The 17,151-nt window shown below is 62.4% G+C and carries 19 protein-coding genes; 6 read left to right on the top strand and 13 right to left on the bottom strand.

Annotated features, from left to right (window positions below; translation table 11 throughout):
* Positions 1–3: 3 nt before the first annotated feature.
* Complete coding sequence (locus AB433_RS08985) at positions 4–501, top strand: hypothetical protein (RefSeq protein ID WP_156170758.1); 498 nt, start codon at positions 4–6, stop codon at positions 499–501.
* A gap of 4 nt (positions 502–505) precedes the next feature.
* Here the strand turns inward: AB433_RS08985 and AB433_RS08980 are convergent, their stop codons facing one another.
* The 3 genes from AB433_RS08980 to AB433_RS08970 all read right to left on the bottom strand — a co-directional run bounded on the left by AB433_RS08980 (position 506) and on the right by AB433_RS08970 (position 2,639).
* A complete protein-coding gene (locus AB433_RS08980) occupies positions 506–964 on the bottom strand; it encodes a MaoC family dehydratase (RefSeq protein ID WP_047820758.1) in 459 nt (152 codons plus the stop codon).
* 54 nt (positions 965–1,018) lie between these two features.
* Positions 1,019–1,822, bottom strand: a complete 804-nt coding sequence (locus AB433_RS08975) for a DUF1206 domain-containing protein (protein WP_047820757.1) — start codon at positions 1,820–1,822, stop codon at positions 1,019–1,021.
* A 64-nt stretch (positions 1,823–1,886) separates the two neighbouring features.
* Positions 1,887–2,639 (bottom strand): glutaredoxin family protein, encoded by a 753-nt coding sequence (locus AB433_RS08970; RefSeq protein WP_047820756.1) that lies wholly within the window; start codon positions 2,637–2,639, stop codon positions 1,887–1,889.
* Between the two features lie 24 nt (positions 2,640–2,663).
* Here AB433_RS08970 and AB433_RS08965 point away from each other — a divergent pair, with 24 nt between their 5' ends.
* Positions 2,664–3,089, top strand: coding sequence for a MerR family transcriptional regulator (locus AB433_RS08965; RefSeq protein ID WP_047820755.1), 426 nt, complete (start codon positions 2,664–2,666; stop codon positions 3,087–3,089).
* A gap of 6 nt (positions 3,090–3,095) precedes the next feature.
* On the opposite strand, the gene ychF is transcribed toward AB433_RS08965, so the two are convergent.
* Together ychF and AB433_RS08955 are read right to left on the bottom strand one after the other, a co-directional pair.
* Complete coding sequence (gene ychF, locus AB433_RS08960; RefSeq protein ID WP_047820754.1) at positions 3,096–4,196, bottom strand: redox-regulated ATPase YchF; 1,101 nt, start codon at positions 4,194–4,196, stop codon at positions 3,096–3,098.
* Positions 4,197–4,282: 86 nt separating this feature from the next.
* On the bottom strand, positions 4,283–5,158 hold the full coding sequence (locus AB433_RS08955) for a sulfotransferase (protein WP_047820753.1): 876 nt from the start codon (positions 5,156–5,158) through the stop codon (positions 4,283–4,285).
* A 295-nt stretch (positions 5,159–5,453) separates the two neighbouring features.
* Here AB433_RS08955 and AB433_RS19465 point away from each other — a divergent pair, with 295 nt between their 5' ends.
* The gene (locus AB433_RS19465; RefSeq protein WP_156170757.1) at positions 5,454–6,008 is read left to right on the top strand and encodes a helix-turn-helix domain-containing protein; all 555 of its coding nucleotides are present in this window, start codon (positions 5,454–5,456) and stop codon (positions 6,006–6,008) included.
* A 4-nt stretch (positions 6,009–6,012) separates the two neighbouring features.
* Here the strand turns inward: AB433_RS19465 and pth are convergent, their stop codons facing one another.
* From pth to AB433_RS08915, 7 genes are all read right to left on the bottom strand, one after another.
* Positions 6,013–6,594 carry an aminoacyl-tRNA hydrolase gene (gene pth / locus AB433_RS08945; RefSeq protein WP_047820752.1) on the bottom strand — a complete coding sequence of 194 codons (582 nt, stop codon included), beginning with the start codon at positions 6,592–6,594 and terminating at the stop codon, positions 6,013–6,015.
* A gap of 107 nt (positions 6,595–6,701) precedes the next feature.
* Positions 6,702–7,346 (bottom strand): 50S ribosomal protein L25/general stress protein Ctc, encoded by a 645-nt coding sequence (locus AB433_RS08940; protein ID WP_047820751.1) that lies wholly within the window; start codon positions 7,344–7,346, stop codon positions 6,702–6,704.
* 116 nt (positions 7,347–7,462) lie between these two features.
* Positions 7,463–8,338 carry a TraB/GumN family protein gene (locus tag AB433_RS08935; protein WP_053059077.1) on the bottom strand — a complete coding sequence of 292 codons (876 nt, stop codon included), beginning with the start codon at positions 8,336–8,338 and terminating at the stop codon, positions 7,463–7,465.
* A 10-nt stretch (positions 8,339–8,348) separates the two neighbouring features.
* Complete coding sequence (locus tag AB433_RS08930; protein WP_047820750.1) at positions 8,349–9,254, bottom strand: TraB/GumN family protein; 906 nt, start codon at positions 9,252–9,254, stop codon at positions 8,349–8,351.
* Positions 9,255–9,315: 61 nt separating this feature from the next.
* Entirely contained in the window at positions 9,316–9,978 is a 663-nt protein-coding gene (locus tag AB433_RS08925; protein WP_047820749.1) for a hypothetical protein, read from the bottom strand.
* On the bottom strand, positions 9,962–10,159 hold the full coding sequence (locus AB433_RS08920) for a helix-turn-helix transcriptional regulator (protein WP_047820748.1): 198 nt from the start codon (positions 10,157–10,159) through the stop codon (positions 9,962–9,964). The genes AB433_RS08925 and AB433_RS08920 overlap by 17 nt, the downstream gene beginning before the upstream one ends.
* 15 nt (positions 10,160–10,174) lie before the next feature.
* A complete protein-coding gene (locus AB433_RS08915) occupies positions 10,175–10,357 on the bottom strand; it encodes a hypothetical protein (RefSeq protein WP_047820747.1) in 183 nt (60 codons plus the stop codon).
* Positions 10,358–10,540: 183 nt separating this feature from the next.
* Here AB433_RS08915 and AB433_RS08910 point away from each other — a divergent pair, with 183 nt between their 5' ends.
* From AB433_RS08910 to ppdK, 3 genes are all read left to right on the top strand, one after another.
* Entirely contained in the window at positions 10,541–11,491 is a 951-nt protein-coding gene (locus tag AB433_RS08910; RefSeq protein WP_179944968.1) for a glycine--tRNA ligase subunit alpha, read from the top strand.
* Entirely contained in the window at positions 11,488–13,659 is a 2,172-nt protein-coding gene (gene glyS / locus AB433_RS08905) for a glycine--tRNA ligase subunit beta (RefSeq protein ID WP_047820746.1), read from the top strand. The genes AB433_RS08910 and glyS overlap by 4 nt, the downstream gene beginning before the upstream one ends.
* A 109-nt stretch (positions 13,660–13,768) precedes the next feature.
* On the top strand, positions 13,769–16,435 hold the full coding sequence (gene ppdK / locus AB433_RS08900) for a pyruvate, phosphate dikinase (protein ID WP_047823702.1): 2,667 nt from the start codon (positions 13,769–13,771) through the stop codon (positions 16,433–16,435).
* Here ppdK and AB433_RS08895 read toward each other — a convergent pair whose 3' ends face one another.
* Positions 16,436–17,107: a methyltransferase domain-containing protein gene (locus AB433_RS08895; RefSeq protein WP_375782409.1), complete on the bottom strand. Its 672-nt coding sequence runs from the start codon at positions 17,105–17,107 to the stop codon at positions 16,436–16,438.
* Between the last annotated feature and the right edge of the window lie 44 nt (positions 17,108–17,151).

Below are 17,151 nucleotides of genomic sequence, written 5' to 3'. Positions count from 1 at the left end.
CGGGTGAGGGCGATGGCATTGGGCGCGCTGGCGGGTGCAGTGTTGCTGGCGGGCTGCGAAGATGGATCAGACCCGGCCAAGGACGCCGCCGACGTGGCCGAGATCGAAGCAATGCACGACATGCCGCCCGCCGATATGCTGAAGCCCGAACGCATCAGCTATACCGATATCGAGAAGAACAACCTGTTCGGTGCGGGTTGCGGCTTTGCGCCCGAGGACAGCACCGCGATCCTGTTCCTTGCGCAGGAGAAGCATGGGTTCGTGAAGCTCGACAAGCGCATCGTCACGCTATCGCCCGATGTCGGTAGCACCGAACTGCCAATGAAGGCCTATGGCAAGTACGACGGCAAGGAATTTGCCGCCGAACTCACCATCGATCAAGCGGCGGACGGCGAACAGTCCGGGATCGAGACAACGCAATATCCCGGCAAACTGGTGCTGCACGATACCAAGGGCCGGACGGTGTTCGAACGGACCGGCACTGTAGGTTGCGGCGCATAGAGCTTCAGTCGGTCCCGTCGGGATCGCGCGTGCGCACCATGTCGGAAACGATCATGTGCAGCACGACATCGCCATCCTGATTCAGCGTTTCGAATCGCGTACGGCGGAGCCCCAGTTCGGGCCGCGACTTACTGCGCCGCTTACCCAGCAAGGTTTCGCGAACCGTCAGCGTATCGCCGGGATTGACGGGTATTTTCCACGCCAGTTCCTCTGCGCCCGAACCGCCGCATACCTGTAGCTGCGAGTCCTTGAAGCGATCCGCGATCATTCGCATGGTCACCGCGCAGGTCATCCATCCGCTGCCTGTCAGCCGACCGAAAAAGCCGGCCTCAGCCGCCTTGTCGTCCAGATGGAAATCCTGCGGATCGTAGCGCGAGGCAAATTCGATCACTTCGTCGCGGGTGATGGGGTAATGGCCGTAGCTTGCAGTCTCACCGACTGTCAGGTCTTCGTAATAGCGCATGGCGCGCTGCGTAGCGCGCCATGCCCATGCTTGCCAGCCGGATTGGTGCCGATGTTAACCATTGTAGCGGAATTCCGGACGCAGACCCTCCGGCCCAAGGTCGGGAATGATGCGATAGCGGGCGACGATGATCGAGAACACGCCGAACAGAACCAGCCCCAATGCCACGAGCGTAAAGATCATTCCGTTGTCGGACAGCGAGGCGATCGCATCGCCCAGCGACTTCACATCGTTGCCGCTTGAAAGGAAACCCGACTGCACCAGCGACCAGCCGATGATGAGGAAAACCACGGCACGGGCGACGTGCCCGGCCTGACCCACCGGCTTGGTGAACGAAGGCGCCGCACCCGACACGCGGTTCATGAAGCTGCCGGTAATGCCTTTCTTGCCCTGCATCACGCCTGCGACGAGGAAACCGATACCGACAATGCCAAGCAGCAGTCCGCCAAGGGTCATCGAAAGGACGGTATTTGCCGCCTCCTGCGTGCTGTCACCGCTGCTGCCGCTGCCGCTGGCATATTGCACGGCGGTATAGGCAAGGACGAGGTGGGCAACGCCGCTGGCCCCGTGGCCGATGCGATGCATCCAGCCCTTGTTGTCCGACCCTTGGTGCTCGACATCGAAAAGCAGCGATGCGAACCGATAGATCGCATAGGCTAGTAGGCCCAGCGCAGCGAGCCACAGGATAACCGAGCCCAGCGGAAGGTTGTCCTGCACATGATTGAAAGCAGCGGCAGGGCCTTCGCGAACCTCGTCACGCGACGTCAGCGCGATATAGCCGAGAAGTCCGTAGACCAGCCCGCGCGCCGCGTAGCCAAGGCGCACGCCCCAGTTGAATTTCTCGGATTTGTCGACCATTTCTCGTATCCCCTTTGGTATTGCGGGATGAACGGGCGACGCGCCGAAAAGTGCCCGACCGGCGTCAGGTTGCGGTAAACAGCATCCAGATTGCCATGCCGATCATGAACAGGTTCTCGGTCAGCGAAACGAAGCCGAGCGGCACCCGGCCCGACCCGCCGACGCAGGCGCATTTCAGCTCTCGCTTCTGGATATAGACAGCATAGAAAACGCTCACCGCGCCGATTGTCCCGATGAACAGCCCGATGGGAATGGACAGCCATGGCAGCAGGTGCCCAGCCATCAGCACGCCCGCCGTCGCCTCTGCAAAGGGATAGACCCGCGCATAAGGCACCCAGCGCCGCGCCAGCAGGTCATAGCCCAGGAACATCGTCGCAAACTTGGTCACGTCTTGCAGCTTCAGCATGGCCAGGATTGCCATAGAGAAACTGACGAACCACTCCGCCGCGCGTACCGTAAGCGGTGTGCCGAACATCATCCAGCTCACCGCCAAGGCCAGTCCGGCGGCGATGGCGAAGACGGCCAGCACCGGCTGATAGCTGACGGCATCGGGATCCTGCACCGGCAGGTTCAGATGGCGGCGCAAGTCCTCGTATCCGCCGATCCGCTGGCCATCGATAAAGGTCTGCGGCGTGGTCGTTACGCCGTGCTCGGTCTTGAACGCTTCGGTTTCTTCCTTGGTGGTGAGGTGGTGATCCTCAACATTGAAGCCGTGCTTTTTCAGCAGGTGCTTGGCCTGAAGCCCATAGGGGCAGATGTGCTTGTCCATCACCATACGGTAGAGGGCGGCGGTTTTCGGGGTGTCTTGTTTGCTCATGAGTCGCGTTGTACATTGCGTACCATGGTACGGAGTCAAACGGAAAACGCAGCGGGGAAACGTCCGTTCCGCATCTCGGAACTCGCGGCCGCGGCTGACGTGGGGGTAGAGACGGTTCGTTTCTACCAGCGCAAGGGCCTGCTGCCCGCGCCGACCGGCCCCGCGACGGGCGGCAGGCATTACGGTGACGACGATGTGCAGCGACTGCGCTTCATCCGCCAATCTCAGGCGGCGGGTTTTAGGCTGAGCGAGATCAAGCGATTGCTTGACCTCGACCGGATGGACGACCGGCCGCAGGCGCGCGCCATGGCGCAGGAACGGATTGCCGCGCTGGATCTGGAAATCGCGCGACTTGAACAGGCGCGCGCATCGCTGAAGAAGCTGGCGAGCGAATGCGCGAAGGGCGGGGCGGGGCCGTGCCCGATCCTGTCGGCGTTCGACCCCGCCTAAATTCCGTCAGACGTTGAACTTGAACAGCATCACGTCGCCATCCTTGACGACGTATTCCTTGCCTTCCTGACGCAGCTTGCCCGCCTCGCGCGCGGGGCCTTCGCCGCCCAGTGCGACGTAATCGTCATAGGCGATGGTTTCGGCGCGGATGAAGCCGCGTTCGAAGTCGGTGTGGATTTCGCCCGCCGCTTGCGGAGCCTTGGCGCCATTGGGGAAGGTCCACGCGCGGGCCTCCTTCGGACCGGCGGTGAAGAACGTCTTCAGGCCCAGCAGTTCGTACCCGGCGCGGATCACGCGGGCGAGGCCGCTTTCTTCCAGCCCCAGTTCGTTCAGGAAGTCGGTGCGATCTTCCGGGGCCATCGCCACGATCTCGCTTTCGATCGCGGCGGAGACGACGACGGCCTGCGCTCCCTCCGCCTCGGCCTTGGCGAAAACCTTGGCCGACAGGTCGTTGCCGGTCGCCGCATCTTCCTCGGCCACGTTGCAAACGTAGAGGATCGGCTTGGCGGTCAACAACTGCGCTTGGGCGAAGACGCGCGCTTCCTCGTCATCCTGCGGCTGCGTCAGGCGGGCGGGCTTGCCTTCGCGCAGCAGTTCCAGCGCCTGTCCCAGAACAGAGGCGATCAGTTTCGATTCCTTGTCGCCCGTCGTCGCGCGCTTGGCGGCGGCGGGGACCCGCTTTTCAAGGCTTTCAAGGTCCGCCATCAGCAGTTCGGTCTCGACCACTTCGGCATCGGCCAAGGGGTCGACCTTGTTGGCGACGTGCTGGATGTCGTCATCCTCGAAACAGCGCAACACGTGGACGATCGCATCCACCTCGCGAATGTTGCCGAGGAACTGGTTGCCCAGACCTTCGCCCTTTGACGCGCCCTTCACAAGGCCCGCGATGTCGACGAAAGCCAGCTGTGTCGGCACGATCTTCGCACTGCCCGCGATCCTGGCGATTTCGTCCAGCCGCGGATCGGGCACGCCGACTTGCCCGACGTTGGGCTCGATCGTGCAGAACGGATAGTTCGCCGCCTGCGCCGCCTGCGTTTCGGTCAGCGCGTTGAATAGGGTGGACTTGCCGACGTTGGGAAGGCCGACGATGCCGCAGCGAAAACCCATGAAATGCTCCGTAATTCAGGTGTGGTGGCCCGATAGAGCGGTGGACCGGGAAAGGCTAGGGCTGATTGATCGCGACAGGCACGGCTTCAACGCGATCGCCAGCCATGCGGCAAAGGCCCGACCCTGTCTTCCAGTTGCGCCATATCGTCCGCCCAAAGCTCGAAAATTCGCGCATGCCAACCCTCTGGCAGGTTATTGGCGCGGCCGGGATTTACGACTTTAGAGACCAGCGGTTTTTGAGACTGGTCGGGCTCGATCTCCAGCCACGTGCACAATCGGCAATAGAAATCCCATGGATCGGCAACGAGATCGTCGAAAAACATCACCTGCACCCGGTCCGGGAAATAGGCCCTCCACCGGTCCAGAGCGGTCGCAAACGAGGAACGCCCCCGTTGCTGCTCGATAAACCGCCACATCGCCTGTTCGTCATTCGCGATATAGCCAAGCCGCGCGAACCAGCGCGCGAATGACCAGATCCAGTCGACCGGATGCCGTAGCGTGACGAGGACCCGGGCCTCAGGCGCAACGCTCGCTGCGTGCGCGACCATCTCGTCGGTCATGAAAAAGTATTGGGGGCTAACCTCACCAACGACCTGTTCGTCGCGGTCGGCAAATGTCGTGCGGTACCAGTCGTCATCGTGCTCACGAAATACGAAATCACAATCCCAGCGGAACTGCCGCGTATCCCGTATGGGATAAAGCGGGTGCGTAAGCCAGTGCTTGATGCGGCGACGCAAGTAGGCGCGATAGCGTGATCGGCGCGGGTCGTTCATCACCGAGAACCGCTGAAGCCAGTTGTCGCCCGGTACCTCTCTGACCATGTTGAAGTATCGCAGCTCTTTTTCCGGCGGTAACCATACGTCGGAAGGTTCGGAGAGCTGGGCATGAACCCATGTCGTCCCCGTCTTTTCAGGGCCTACGCCAAGGAAGCTCGGCCCTGAGCCGCTTGCAGAACGACGCATCAATCCTGCGACCGCAATGCCGTGTCGAGCATGAACCGGGCATCGCCTTTATTAATCCAGTCGCCGATGCCGCAGCGAAAAACCATGAAATGCTCCGTTAGAATTCGGCCTGAAATGCGGCGGCGAGCAGTACTAGGAGAAAGCCATAATTGCCAGTAGGTTCGCACTCCTGCGGGACAGGCCGCATCGCGTGGTAAACAAAACCCTCCGGCCAAATAAGGGGCGGTGCGGGTAGGTTGGGTTTCATGGTTTGTCAGGCATATTCATTAACCCATCGCCACGCGGACAATCGTATTTGTGGATTGTCAAAACGACACGATTACAGAACGCTAGTCAGGTATTCGCCGTGCCCAACATGCCAGAGACCCAACTCGCAAGGAAAATTCTCGCCCAGAGAATGGGACGGGAAATATTCTTCGCTAATGAGCTTTTCGGAGAGCCCGCATGGGACATGCTCCTCGACCTATACGTATGCCGGGCATCCGGAAAGGAAGTGTCGGTAACCAGCCTTTGCATCGCATCTTGCGTGCCCCAGACGACCGCGCTGCGGTATATCGGCCTGCTTGAAGAAAAGGGCATGATCGTCAGCAAGCGCAGCAACATCGATGCGCGGCGCCGGATCATCGAGTTGACCGAACAGGGCTGGACCCAACTTGACAATTATCTGAAGCGAGCCGTGGTCGACGAAGAGGCTCAAGCGGTAAAGATAACGGCCCCGGTCGAACCTTCGCCCGATCTTATTCCCGTATCGGAAATGATGTCGCTTCTCGAAAGCTTTGTGAGAGAGCGCATGTTCGCCCGGCCACAATCCTCCGATCTCGACATCAAGCATCGGCAGACATTGCAATAACGACCTAATCCTGCAAGCGCAGCGCAAGATCGCTCATGAACCGGGCATCGTCGCCCTTGGCCAGCCACTCCGCCTCTGCCGCGATGCCGCCTAGCATGGCGACAAGGTCGTCCATCTCGGCCTTTGCATAGTTGCCAAGGACGTGGCCGGTTACCCGGTCCTTCGATCCGGGGTGGCCGATACCGATGCGGACGCGGCGGAAGTCGGGACTCCCGATGCTGGACAAGTGCTTGTCGATCGATCGCAGTCCGTTGTGTCCGGCCAGTCCGCCACCCATGCGGACCTTTACCTTGAAGGGGGCAAGGTCCAGCTCGTCATGAAACACGGTCAGCGCGTCGATGCTCAATTTGTAGAACCGCATCGCTTCCTGCACTGAAACGCCGCTGTCGTTCATGAACGTCGCGGGTTTGAGCAGCAGAACCTTGTTCGTGCCGATGCGGCCTTCCTGCAACCAGCCGGAAAACTTCTTTTGCACCGGGCCGAACCCGTGCACCTCGGCAATCGTGTCCATCGCCATGAACCCGATGTTGTGACGGTTGAGCGCGTATTTCGCGCCCGGATTCCCAAGGCCGACCCAAAGCTGCATGGCCGCCCCCTAACCAAGGTTCAGCAAAAAGGGAACGCCGCAAAGGAAAACGCCGGCCCCGCAAGGGACCGGCGTTTCGATAAGATTCCGCGAAAGGAGGGGGAGGATCAGTCCTCGCCGCCTTCTTCCTCGGTCGCTTCGCCTTCTTCGCCTTCGGCCGCGGCAGCGCCCTCGGCCTTTTTCAGCGCCGACGGAGCGACCAGCGTGGCGATGGTGAAGTCGCGATCGGTGATCGCGCTCTCGCTACCCTCGGGAAGATTTACTTCGCTGATGTGGATCGAATCGCCAACATCCTTGCCGGTGACATCGATCTCGATCTCGCTCGGGATCTTGTCGTTTTCACAGACCAGCTCCAGATCGTGGCGGACGATGTTGAGCACGCCGCCCTTCTTGAGGCCGGGGGCGGCTTCTTCATTGATGAACACGACCGGCACGGAAACTTCGACCTTGGCGTTCTTCGACAGACGCAGGAAATCGACGTGAGTCGGACGATCGGAAACCGGGTGGAACGCGACGTCCTTGGGAAGGGTGCGAACTTCCTTGCCGCCAATCTCGACCATGATGATCGAGTTGGAGAAGTGGCCGGTGTTCAGCAGCTTGACAAGAGCACGCTCTTCAACGTGGATCGTCTGGGGTTCTTCCTTGCCGCCATAGATGACGGCGGGGACACGACCTTCACGACGCAGTGCACGGGAGGCTCCCTTGCCTGCCCGATCGCGCGCCTCGGCCGTCAGGGTAAGCTGATCGCTCATGATTCTGACCTTCGAAACTTGTTGATACGAATACCGCTTGTCCCAGCGCCTCCAGGGATGACCGACAGGGCAAGCGAAGGCGCGCGCCTAGTCGCGAATGGGCGCAAATGCAAGCGTTACTGGATGCGCGTGGCCTTATAGCCGCGCTTTGCAAGCAAGGCGATCAACCCGTCCGGCCCGCCGATATGCCCAGCGCCGACGGCGACGAAAGGGCGATTGCCCGCGTCCAGTTCGGTCAGAAGCCGGCCGATCCAACGCTCGTTCCGGCGGGTCAGCAATGCGGCGCGCAAATCGGGCGAGGAGCCGAGCCCCATGTCCATCATGCCTGCCAGCTTATCCGCATCGCCTGCGATCCACGCGTTGGACAGCGCTTCGGGCTCCATCTCGTCCGCCTGTGAAACCAGCGATTCGAGCAAGGCCTGCTGCTCGTCGCCGCTCAACTGGTCGAAGATGCGGATCTGTTCCTCCGCAGTTTCGAAACCGACGATGCGGCGGTCTTGCCATTCGGCGACAAGCGCCTGATCGACCCCGGCATTCGGGTCGAGCCGGGACTGCGATTGCAACATGCTGGAAAGGGTTAGGGCGGCGGCCCATGTCTCTATGTAATGAAACTGGTCGGGATCGGCGCCGGCTTCGTCCATCACCTCGGAAAGATCGTCGCGATAGGTGGGTGATACCCGCTCGGCAATCGGGGGCAGGGTGGGGTCGACGGCCAGCCTCTGGAAGATTTCCTGCGTCTTGGCGCGATCGAGGTTGCGGATTTCCACCATCAGCACCCCGGCATCAGCCTGCGCCCGATCCAGCGCCGCACCGTGCCAGTTGACGCCGCGGGGGAGGGCATGGATCGTGCCGAACAGCCATCCGGCAGGTTCGGCCCCATCGGACGCATCGGCCCGGTCCACCCGCCAAAGCGCCGGCTCCGCGGTGCTGCCGCACGCTGCCAGCAAGAGCAGCAGGGGCGCGACAAGCAGCGGGAGCAGGCGGTTAGGCATGGTGTGGTTATCAGTACTCGACGCGGGTGGCGTTCAGGCCCTTGCCTGCCAGCAGCGCCTGGACGCTGTCGTCACCGGCAAGGTGGCCTGCGCCAACCGCGATGAACACGGTACCCGGCGTTTCCATGCGCTGACCGATCCATTCGGCCCAAGCCTTGTTCCGGTTGGCGAGCAGCACGTTATACAGCGTCGGCGTTTCTTCCATGCCTTCGTTCAACAACTTAGCGGTGGCGGCGGTATCGCCCGTGGCCCACGCCTTTTCCATGTCGGTGAACGTCTGTTCCATGTTGGGCAGTTCATCCACGCCCGACATCAGGAACGCGACCTGGTCTTCCTTCGAAAGGTCAGAGAAAAAGCCCATCTGCTGCTCGAACGTTTCCAGCCCGGCAATCGTCATTCCCTTTTCGGCAGCGGCGGCGGACAGGATTTTTTCCGCACCGGATTCGGGCGAATACCCCATCTTGGCCAGCGGCGCGGCGGCCAGCGTGACCCCGGCGAACCACGGGCGCATCTGTTCCAGCGCCTGCGCCGGGATGCCAAGGCTGGCGGTCGCCTTCTCAAAGCGGCCGTACTGGTCCTCGGTCAGGATGGTCGAAAGCCCTTCGCCCTGCGGCGCCATCGCCGACTTGGCGAGGAACGGGCCGATCTGCGATTCGTCGGGGTCGAGAATTTCCAGCACCAGCTGATCGGATTCGGCAAAGGCTTCGGAAACGGCATCGTCGAACCAGACAAGGTCGGGCTTCAAGGCGTGCATCGTGCCGAACAGATAAATCTTGGTATCGTCATCGGCCAGCACCCAAAGCGCGGGATCGGCATCGGCGCGGTCGAACGCGGCCTCTTCGGCGATCGCCGGAGAGCCAAGGCCCAGCAGCGCGGCAAAGGGGGCGAGACGGCGGGTAATCGACTTGAAGTTCATGGCAACCCTCGTTGGACAGGAAAGGAATATATGGACGGTTCGGGTGAACGGGAAGTGACGATCAGCGATATCGCTTCCACGCCCAGACAGCGGACCAGACACCCAGCGTAAGAAGGAAGATCGTCATCGGCTGGATCGGTTCGATCATGCTGGCGCGTTCCAGAAGCCACCACGCGGCGGTGATCGAGGCGTAGAAGTTGAGCGCGATCAACGCGCCGTCGGAATAGGCCCCGGCTTCGTGTTCATCGAGCGCGCGCCACCAGCCCCAGGTGAGCATGGGCACCGCAATGACCGCGACGAGGGCAAGGATAATGGCAATTTCTGGCGTCAAAGCGCCGCCGTCAATCATGGGATTGCCATCCCTGCCGCCAAGGCTGAGCGCAAGCCCGATTCCAATACCCAGCAGAACCGATGCAATTGTCAGCGTGCGGGCTCGCTTGGTGCGTTTGCCAACGGGTTCGCGCATGATGGCGCGGATACGACCATACGCGAACGAAGCCATGACGAGTCCGACGACGGCACTGATGATCAGTGCGACAACGCCCTTGGTGCTAAGGCTGCCGCGCTCGATGGCGGCAATGCTCACCCCGGTTGCGACGCCAAGGAGGAAAAGGGCGACCAGACCGAAAAGTGTAGCGACGATGGCGCGCCCAAGGCTTGAATGAAGAAAGCCGGAACGCTCTGCCCCGGAACCCTCTAGCGTGGCATCAGGATTGGCTGTCATCGAAAATTTCCTCGATCGAGAGTTCAAAAAGGCGGGCTATGCGAAAGGCGAGGGGAAGCGAAGGGTCATGCTTGCCGGTCTCGATCGCGTTCACGGCCTGTCGTGATACGTCGAGCCGAACGGCCAGTTCGGCTTGGCTCCACTGCCGTTCGGCGCGGAGTACCCTGAGGCGGTTGTTCATGCGGGCGGTCCGGGCTCAGCCGACGAGCCGCCCGACGACCATCGTGCCCAACCAGACGGCTTCGACAGAAAGGACGGCAAACATCACCGTCCGCTGATTGTCGGTCGGATTGGCGACGCCCCACCAGAACCGCTTACGCGATTGCTCCAAGGTCAGGGGCGAGGCCGGAGCGGTGCGGCGATCAATGGCGGGAAGCATGGTGTACCTCGTCAGCTTGTTGTTACATTATGTAAGGTATGCCTGACTATATGTCGCGATTCGCTGACCATGTCAACACAACCTGACATAAAGTTCGGATGACCTGACATCGTCGCCATCGCCGGGCATCAGGGTTGCAAGCCTTGTTGACGCCCTGCGCGCCCTGCGTCATGGCCGCGACCCATGAAAGCTGACACCGTGACACGCGATCCGACACGATCCTTTCAGGACATGATCCTCGCCCTCCACGATTTCTGGAGCGCCAAGGGCTGCCTCATCCTGCAACCTTATGACATGCGGATGGGCGCGGGCACGTTTCACCCGGCGACGACGCTGCGCGCGCTGGGGCCGGAGCCGTGGAACGCCGCCTTCGTGCAGCCCTGCCGCCGCCCGACCGATGGGCGCTATGGCGAGAACCCGAACCGGCTGCAGCACTATTACCAGTATCAGGTGATCCTGAAGCCAAGCCCGCCCGAGATTCAGGACTGGTATCTGGAATCCTTGCGCGTCATCGGCATCGACCCGCTGAAGCACGACATCCGTTTCGTCGAGGACGATTGGGAAAGCCCGACGCTGGGCGCATGGGGCCTTGGCTGGGAAGTCTGGTGCGACGGGATGGAAGTCACCCAGTTCACTTATTTCCAGCAGATGGGCGGCTTCGACTGCAAGCCGGTTGCGGGCGAACTGACTTACGGGCTCGAGCGTCTGGCCATGTATATTCAGGGCGTGGACAACGTCTACGACCTTGCCTTCAACCGGGCCTCAAGTAGCGAAGGGGTAGGCCAGACGAATATTCAGGGCGTATCCTACGGCGACGTGTTTCTTGAGAACGAAAAGCAGATGTCTGCATGGAATTTCGAAGTGGCCGACACAGAAGCGCTGTTCGACCTGTTCCGCAAGGCCGCTGCCGAGTGCAAGCTGTGCCTTGACCGGGGCCTGCCGATCCCTGCCTACGAACAGGCGATCGAGGCGAGCCACGTGTTCAACCTTTTGCAGGCGCGCGGCGTGATCAGCGTGCAGGAACGCGCCAGTTATATGGCGCAAGTCCGCGACCTCGCGCGCGGATCGTGTGAGGCCTATATGGCGAAGAACACCGACCAGTGGGCCGCAGCTTATCCGGAGTGGGCGGCATGAGCGGCCAGCTTGCCTCTGGCGCGACCGAACAAAACGCGGATTTCCTGCTCGAGCTCCGCTGTGAGGAAATTCCCGCCCGCATGCAGGCCGGTGCTCGCGCCGATCTGGAACGGCTGTTCCGCGACCAGATGACCGCTGCCGGGGTCGAACATGGCGACCTGATTGTCTGGTCCACCCCGCGCCGCCTTGCCCTGATCGCGCAGAATATGCCCGGGCGGACAGAGGCCGTCAGCGAAGAGGCCAAGGGCCCGCCCGAAGGCGCGCCGGATCAGGCCGTCGACGGGTTCTGCAAGAAGAACGGCGTCACGCGTGACCAGTTGGAAGTGCGCGACGTGAAGGGCCGCGCGACGTACTTCGCGGTAAAGAACGTGCCGGGCCGCGATGTGAAGGATGTTCTGGCCGAGGCGATCCCCGCCATCGTCCGCACCTTTCCGTGGCCAAAGTCGATGCGCTGGGGCGCGCCCTCGATCAGTACGGAGAGCACGCGATGGGTCCGTCCGCTATCGGGCATCGTCGCAATGCTGGGCGATGATCTGGTCGAATGCTCGGTCGGCGATGTTACCAGCGGCACGACGACGCTGGGCCATCGGTTTCATCACGATGGGCCGGTTTCGGTAGATCCGGCTGGCTATGACGACCAGTTGCTGGCTGCCAAAGTCATCGTCAGCCACGAAGAGCGTGAGGCAATGATCCGCTCCACCGCTGCCAAGATCGCGGCGGACGCGGGGTTGGAATTGGTCCGCGACGAGGGGCTGGTGATCGAGAACGCGGGCCTGACCGAATGGCCGGTGCCGCTGCTGGGCCGGTTTGACGAGGCGTTCCTCGACGTGCCGCCCGAAGTGATCCAGCTGACCGCGCGCGTGAATCAGAAATATTTTGTTTGCGAGGATGGACGGGGCAAGCTGGCCAACGCGTTCGTCTGCACGGCGAACATCGCCGCCGACGATCCGTCGGTCGTTGTCGAGGGCAACCGCAAGGTCCTCGCTGCCCGCTTGTCCGATGCGCGGTTCTTCTGGGAACTGGACCAGAAGACGCCGCTCAGGGACCACGCGAAAAAGCTGGAGCGGATTACGTTTCACGAACGGCTCGGCACCGTGGCCGAGAAGGTTCGGCGCGTGGCGAAGCTCTCTGACTGGCTGGTGTTCGACGCCAAGGCCCCGAACGGCGATCACAAACTGGCACGTCAGGCGGCAGAACTGTGCAAGGCGGACCTCGTCACGGAAATGGTCGGCGAGTTTCCCGAATTGCAGGGCGTGATGGGCGGCTACTACGCTCGTGCCGAGGGCTTGCCCGACGAAGTGGCTGACGCGATCCGCGATCATTACAAGCCGGCGGGGCAGAACGACGAAGTACCGACCGCGCCGACGACTGTTGCCGTGGCGCTGGCGGATCGGCTGGACAACCTCCTCAGCTTCTTCAAGATCGGCATTTTGCCCACCGGCTCGAAGGACCCGTTTGCGCTGCGCCGCGCGGCGCTGGGCTACTTGCGGCTGGTGCAAGCGAACGGGCTGGAACTGGAGCTTGACACCGTGGTCCACGCGTGGGACGGACATCGTAATCCGGCTCTGGCTGACAAGGTGACGGAATTTCTGCTGGACCGGCTTGCCGTACAGTTGAAAGACGAAGGCGTCCGCCACGACTATATCGCGGCATCGCGCGAATGGCGCGGGCGGGTGGATTATCGCGTGGACCGGGTTGAATCCCGTGCGCGTTCGTTGGCGCAGTTCCTTGCCACCGACGACGGCACAAACCTGCTCGCCGGGTACAAGCGCGCCGCCAACATCCTGAAGAAGGAAGGCTTCGAGGGCACAGACCGGATTGCCCGCACGGGTGAGGAAGACCCGCTGGCGATGGTCGACGATCCCGATGTCGGGTCGATCGTGGCCGAACGCGGCAAGGTCGCCAGTTACGACCGCGAACCGGCGGAACAGACGCTGGTCGATGCGCTGGACCGGGCCGAACCGTCGGCTTTGTCCGCCGTCGGTAACGAGGACTTTGCCGCCGCGATGACCGCGCTCGCCTCGCTGCGCGCGCCGATCGACGCGTTCTTCGACGACGTCACCGTCAATGACGCCGATCCGAAAAAACGCACTACGCGTCTCGCGCTTTTGGCGCGCTTCGTTGCTGCGGTGCACAAGGTTGCCGACTTTTCCCGGATCGAGGGCTGACTCGGCGCGTTTCTCTCTCTAAAGGGGCGCCAACCAGGGAGATTATCTGCCTTCGCGGGGCGGCACGATGCTGCACCGCAAGGCTTCGCAGAATGAGGGCACAGGTATCATGACGCAGTATGTCTACACCTTTGGCGGAGATGCGGTCTCGGACGATCCGCGCGCCAAGGACAAGACGATCACGGGTGGTAAGGGCGCGAATCTGGCAGAGATGGCCTCTATCGGCCTCCCGGTGCCTCCCGGCTTTACGATCACGACCGAAATGTGCGTCAAATACCTGGCGGAGGGCGCGAACTTCGACGATGCCCTGCGTGCCGAGGTTGCCTCTGCGCTGGGCCATATCGAACAGACCGTCGGCAAAAAGTTCGGCGATCCCGCCGATCCGTTGCTGGTTTCGGTCCGTTCGGGCGCGCGCGTTTCCATGCCCGGCATGATGGACACCGTCCTCAACCTTGGCCTGAACGACGATACGGTGCAGGGCCTCTCCACCGTTTCGGGTGACGAACGGTTTGCGTGGGATTCGTACCGGCGCTTCATCCAGATGTATTCCGATGTTGTCCTCGGCCTCGACCACGGCTTGTTCGAGGAAGCTCTTGAAATCGCCAAGGAAGACAAGGGCTATTACAACGACGTCGAACTGACGGCCGAGGACTGGAAGGCGCTTGTCGCCGAGTTCAAGGCGATTGCGGCGCGTGAACTGGGCCACCCGTTCCCGCAAGACCCCAGCGAGCAGCTGTGGGGTGCGATCGAGGCTGTGTTCGCAAGCTGGGATTCAGACCGCGCGAAGGTCTATCGCCGGTTGAACGACATTCCCGGTGGATGGGGCACGGCGGTCAACGTTCAGGCGATGGTCTTCGGCAACATGGGCGACACCAGTGCGACCGGCGTTGCCTTTACCCGCGACCCGGCGACGGGCGAGCGCGCTTATTACGGCGAATACCTGATCAACGCGCAGGGCGAAGACGTCGTCGCCGGCATCCGTACGCCGCAATACCTGACCAAGGCCGCGCGCGATGCGGCGGGCGCTCAGGCCCCGTCGATGGAAGAGGCGATGCCCGATGCCTATGGCCAGCTGGCGCGCGTGTTCGACCTGCTCGAAAACCACTACCGCGACATGCAGGACATCGAGTTCACCGTTCAGCAGGGCACGCTGTGGATGCTGCAGACCCGCAGCGGCAAGCGCACGGCCAAGGCCGCGCTGAAGATGGCGGTCGACATGGTGGGCGAAGGCCTGATCGACGAGGCGACCGCGATCTCGCGCATCGATCCGATGGCGCTGGATCAGTTGCTGCACCCGACGCTGGACCCCGAGGCGGACCGTAAAGTGCTAACCGTGGGTCTGCCCGCTTCGCCGGGCGCGGCTTCGGGCAAGGTCGTGTTCGATGCCGATACGGCGGAAACATGGGCCGAGCGGGGAGAGGCGGTGATCCTCGTCCGCGTGGAAACCAGCCCAGAAGACATTCACGGCATGCACGCGGCTAAGGGGATCCTGACCGCGCGCGGCGGCATGACCAGCCATGCGGCGGTGGTCGCGCGCGGCATGGGCCGTCCCTGCGTTTCGGGTGCTTCTGCGCTGTCCATCGACCGCAAGTCGAAAGTTGGCCGCATCGGTGGCACCGAGATCAAGGAAGGCGATGTCCTGACCCTCGACGGTTCGACGGGCGAGGTCATGCTGGGTGCAGTGCCGACGATCGAGCCGGAGCTGGTCGGCGACTTCGCGACGCTGATGGAATGGGCCGATGCGAAGCGCCGCATGAAAGTGCGCACGAACGCCGAAACGCCCGCCGACTGCAAAATGGCGCGCCAGTTCGGGGCCGAGGGAATCGGGCTGTGCCGTACCGAGCATATGTTCTTCGACGCGGGCCGCATTTCCAGCGTGCGCCAGATGATCCTGGCCGAAGACAAGAAGGGCCGGGAAACCGCGCTGGCCAAGCTGCTTCCTGAACAGCGCAGCGATTTCAAGGCGATCTTCACAGAGATGGCGGGCCTGCCGGTCACAATTCGCCTGCTCGACCCGCCGCTCCACGAATTCCTGCCGCAGGGCGATGCCGAGTTTGAGGAACTGGCCGAAATCACCGGTTACGGCATCGACCACTTGCGCCGCCGCGCGGACGAACTGCACGAATTCAACCCGATGCTCGGCCATCGTGGCTGCCGCCTTGGCATCACGTTCCCCGAAATCTACGAGATGCAGGCACAGGCGATTTTCGAAGCGGCCATTGAGGTTGCGGTGGAGAGCGGCGAAGCGCCGGTGCCCGAAATCATGATCCCGCTGGTCGCCACCAAGCGCGAGCTGGAGATTCTGAAGGCGTTGGTCGACAAGATTGCGGGTGAAGTGTTCGACGCCAAGGGCAAAACGCTGGAATACCTTGTCGGCACAATGATCGAACTGCCGCGCGCGGCGCTGATGGCGGGTGAGATTGCCGAGGAGGGCGCGTTTTTCTCGTTCGGCACGAACGATCTGACGCAGACGACGCTGGGTGTTTCGCGCGACGATGCGGCCCGCTTCCTGAACCCCTATGTCGAGCAGGGCATCTACCCGCGCGATCCCTTCGTCAGCCTTGACATCGAAGGCGTGGGCCAACTGGTCGAACTGGGTGCAGAGCGCGGCCGTGCGACGCGGCCCGACATCAAGCTGGGCATCTGCGGCGAGCATGGCGGCGATCCCGCATCGATCGCGTTCTGCGAGAAGGTCGGGCTCGATTACGTGTCTGCCTCACCCTACCGCGTGCCCATTGCCCGGCTTGCGGCGGCGCAGGCCGCGCTGAAGGCTTGATCAGAAGCGCGGGGCGGGGCTCCACCCGCTCAACGTAACCACTTCGAACCGTTCGCGGACGAGGCCGTCTTCATCGGCTTCGTCCGCGAAAGCGTTACGGGCGCGACTGAGGGCGGCTTTGCCCAAGGGCGGCCCGGGGTCGGCCAGCACGTTCCCCATTGCCTGCGCCCGCAGATCGCCGACGAGTTGATCGAGGTCGTCGAACTTGACGTCAAAGCTCCACCCATCGACTACCGGACTGGCATAGCCCACCCGCGTCATGAGCTGGCCAGCGGCGCGCACATCGACCTGAGGATGGACGCGCGGGGCAGGGCGGTCGGCATCGGCGGATAGCATCGCCTTGCGCAGGGTTGGCAGGCAACCCGCGGCAAGGAAGCTGGCGATCATCAAGGCATCGGGTGCAAGGGCGCGCCGCATCAGGGCCAGCGCGCCGGGCAGGTCGTTCACGGTATCGAGCAAACCGAGCGAAACAATCAGGTTGAACGGGCCACCTTCGATAGGCGCGTCCTCGGCAACCGCCAGGCCGAGTTCGGGCGATGGATCCGCCCTGACAACCTCTCCGCCCGCCGCCAGCAAATGATCGGCGAATGTTCCGGTCACGTCCCCGATCACCAAGGCGCGGTCAAACGTCCGGTTCAAAAAACCCAGCCGATCCACCGCGTCCGCGGCCAATTCCCGTGCAACGGTCGAGACCGCATTTCCAGTTCGGCGCATTG

It is taken from the genome of Croceicoccus naphthovorans, from assembly GCF_001028705.1.
Taxonomy (GTDB): domain Bacteria; phylum Pseudomonadota; class Alphaproteobacteria; order Sphingomonadales; family Sphingomonadaceae; genus Croceicoccus; species Croceicoccus naphthovorans.
The sequence above is the reverse complement of the archived record's forward strand: the minus strand, read 5'-3'. Positions and strand labels throughout refer to the sequence as shown.

Excerpts from the sequence above, each read along its gene's own strand:
- AB433_RS08980 (WP_047820758.1), bottom strand. The coding sequence starts at position 964 with ATGCGCTATTACGAAGACCTGACAGTCGGTGAGACTGCAAGCTACGGC.
- AB433_RS08975 (WP_047820757.1), bottom strand. The coding sequence starts at position 1,822 with ATGGTCGACAAATCCGAGAAATTCAACTGGGGCGTGCGCCTTGGCTAC.
- AB433_RS08970 (WP_047820756.1), bottom strand. The coding sequence starts at position 2,639 with ATGAGCAAACAAGACACCCCGAAAACCGCCGCCCTCTACCGTATGGTG.
- AB433_RS08965 (WP_047820755.1), top strand. The coding sequence starts at position 2,664 with ATGGTACGGAGTCAAACGGAAAACGCAGCGGGGAAACGTCCGTTCCGC.
- ychF (WP_047820754.1), bottom strand. The coding sequence starts at position 4,196 with ATGGGTTTTCGCTGCGGCATCGTCGGCCTTCCCAACGTCGGCAAGTCC.
- AB433_RS08955 (WP_047820753.1), bottom strand. The coding sequence starts at position 5,158 with ATGCGTCGTTCTGCAAGCGGCTCAGGGCCGAGCTTCCTTGGCGTAGGC.
- pth (WP_047820752.1), bottom strand. The coding sequence starts at position 6,594 with ATGCAGCTTTGGGTCGGCCTTGGGAATCCGGGCGCGAAATACGCGCTC.
- AB433_RS08940 (WP_047820751.1), bottom strand. The coding sequence starts at position 7,346 with ATGAGCGATCAGCTTACCCTGACGGCCGAGGCGCGCGATCGGGCAGGC.
- AB433_RS08935 (WP_053059077.1), bottom strand. The coding sequence starts at position 8,338 with ATGCCTAACCGCCTGCTCCCGCTGCTTGTCGCGCCCCTGCTGCTCTTG.
- AB433_RS08930 (WP_047820750.1), bottom strand. The coding sequence starts at position 9,254 with ATGAACTTCAAGTCGATTACCCGCCGTCTCGCCCCCTTTGCCGCGCTG.
- AB433_RS08925 (WP_047820749.1), bottom strand. The coding sequence starts at position 9,978 with ATGACAGCCAATCCTGATGCCACGCTAGAGGGTTCCGGGGCAGAGCGT.
- AB433_RS08920 (WP_047820748.1), bottom strand. The coding sequence starts at position 10,159 with ATGAACAACCGCCTCAGGGTACTCCGCGCCGAACGGCAGTGGAGCCAA.
- AB433_RS08915 (WP_047820747.1), bottom strand. The coding sequence starts at position 10,357 with ATGCTTCCCGCCATTGATCGCCGCACCGCTCCGGCCTCGCCCCTGACC.
- AB433_RS08910 (WP_179944968.1), top strand. The coding sequence starts at position 10,541 with ATGAAAGCTGACACCGTGACACGCGATCCGACACGATCCTTTCAGGAC.
- glyS (WP_047820746.1), top strand. The coding sequence starts at position 11,488 with ATGAGCGGCCAGCTTGCCTCTGGCGCGACCGAACAAAACGCGGATTTC.
- ppdK (WP_047823702.1), top strand. The coding sequence starts at position 13,769 with ATGACGCAGTATGTCTACACCTTTGGCGGAGATGCGGTCTCGGACGAT.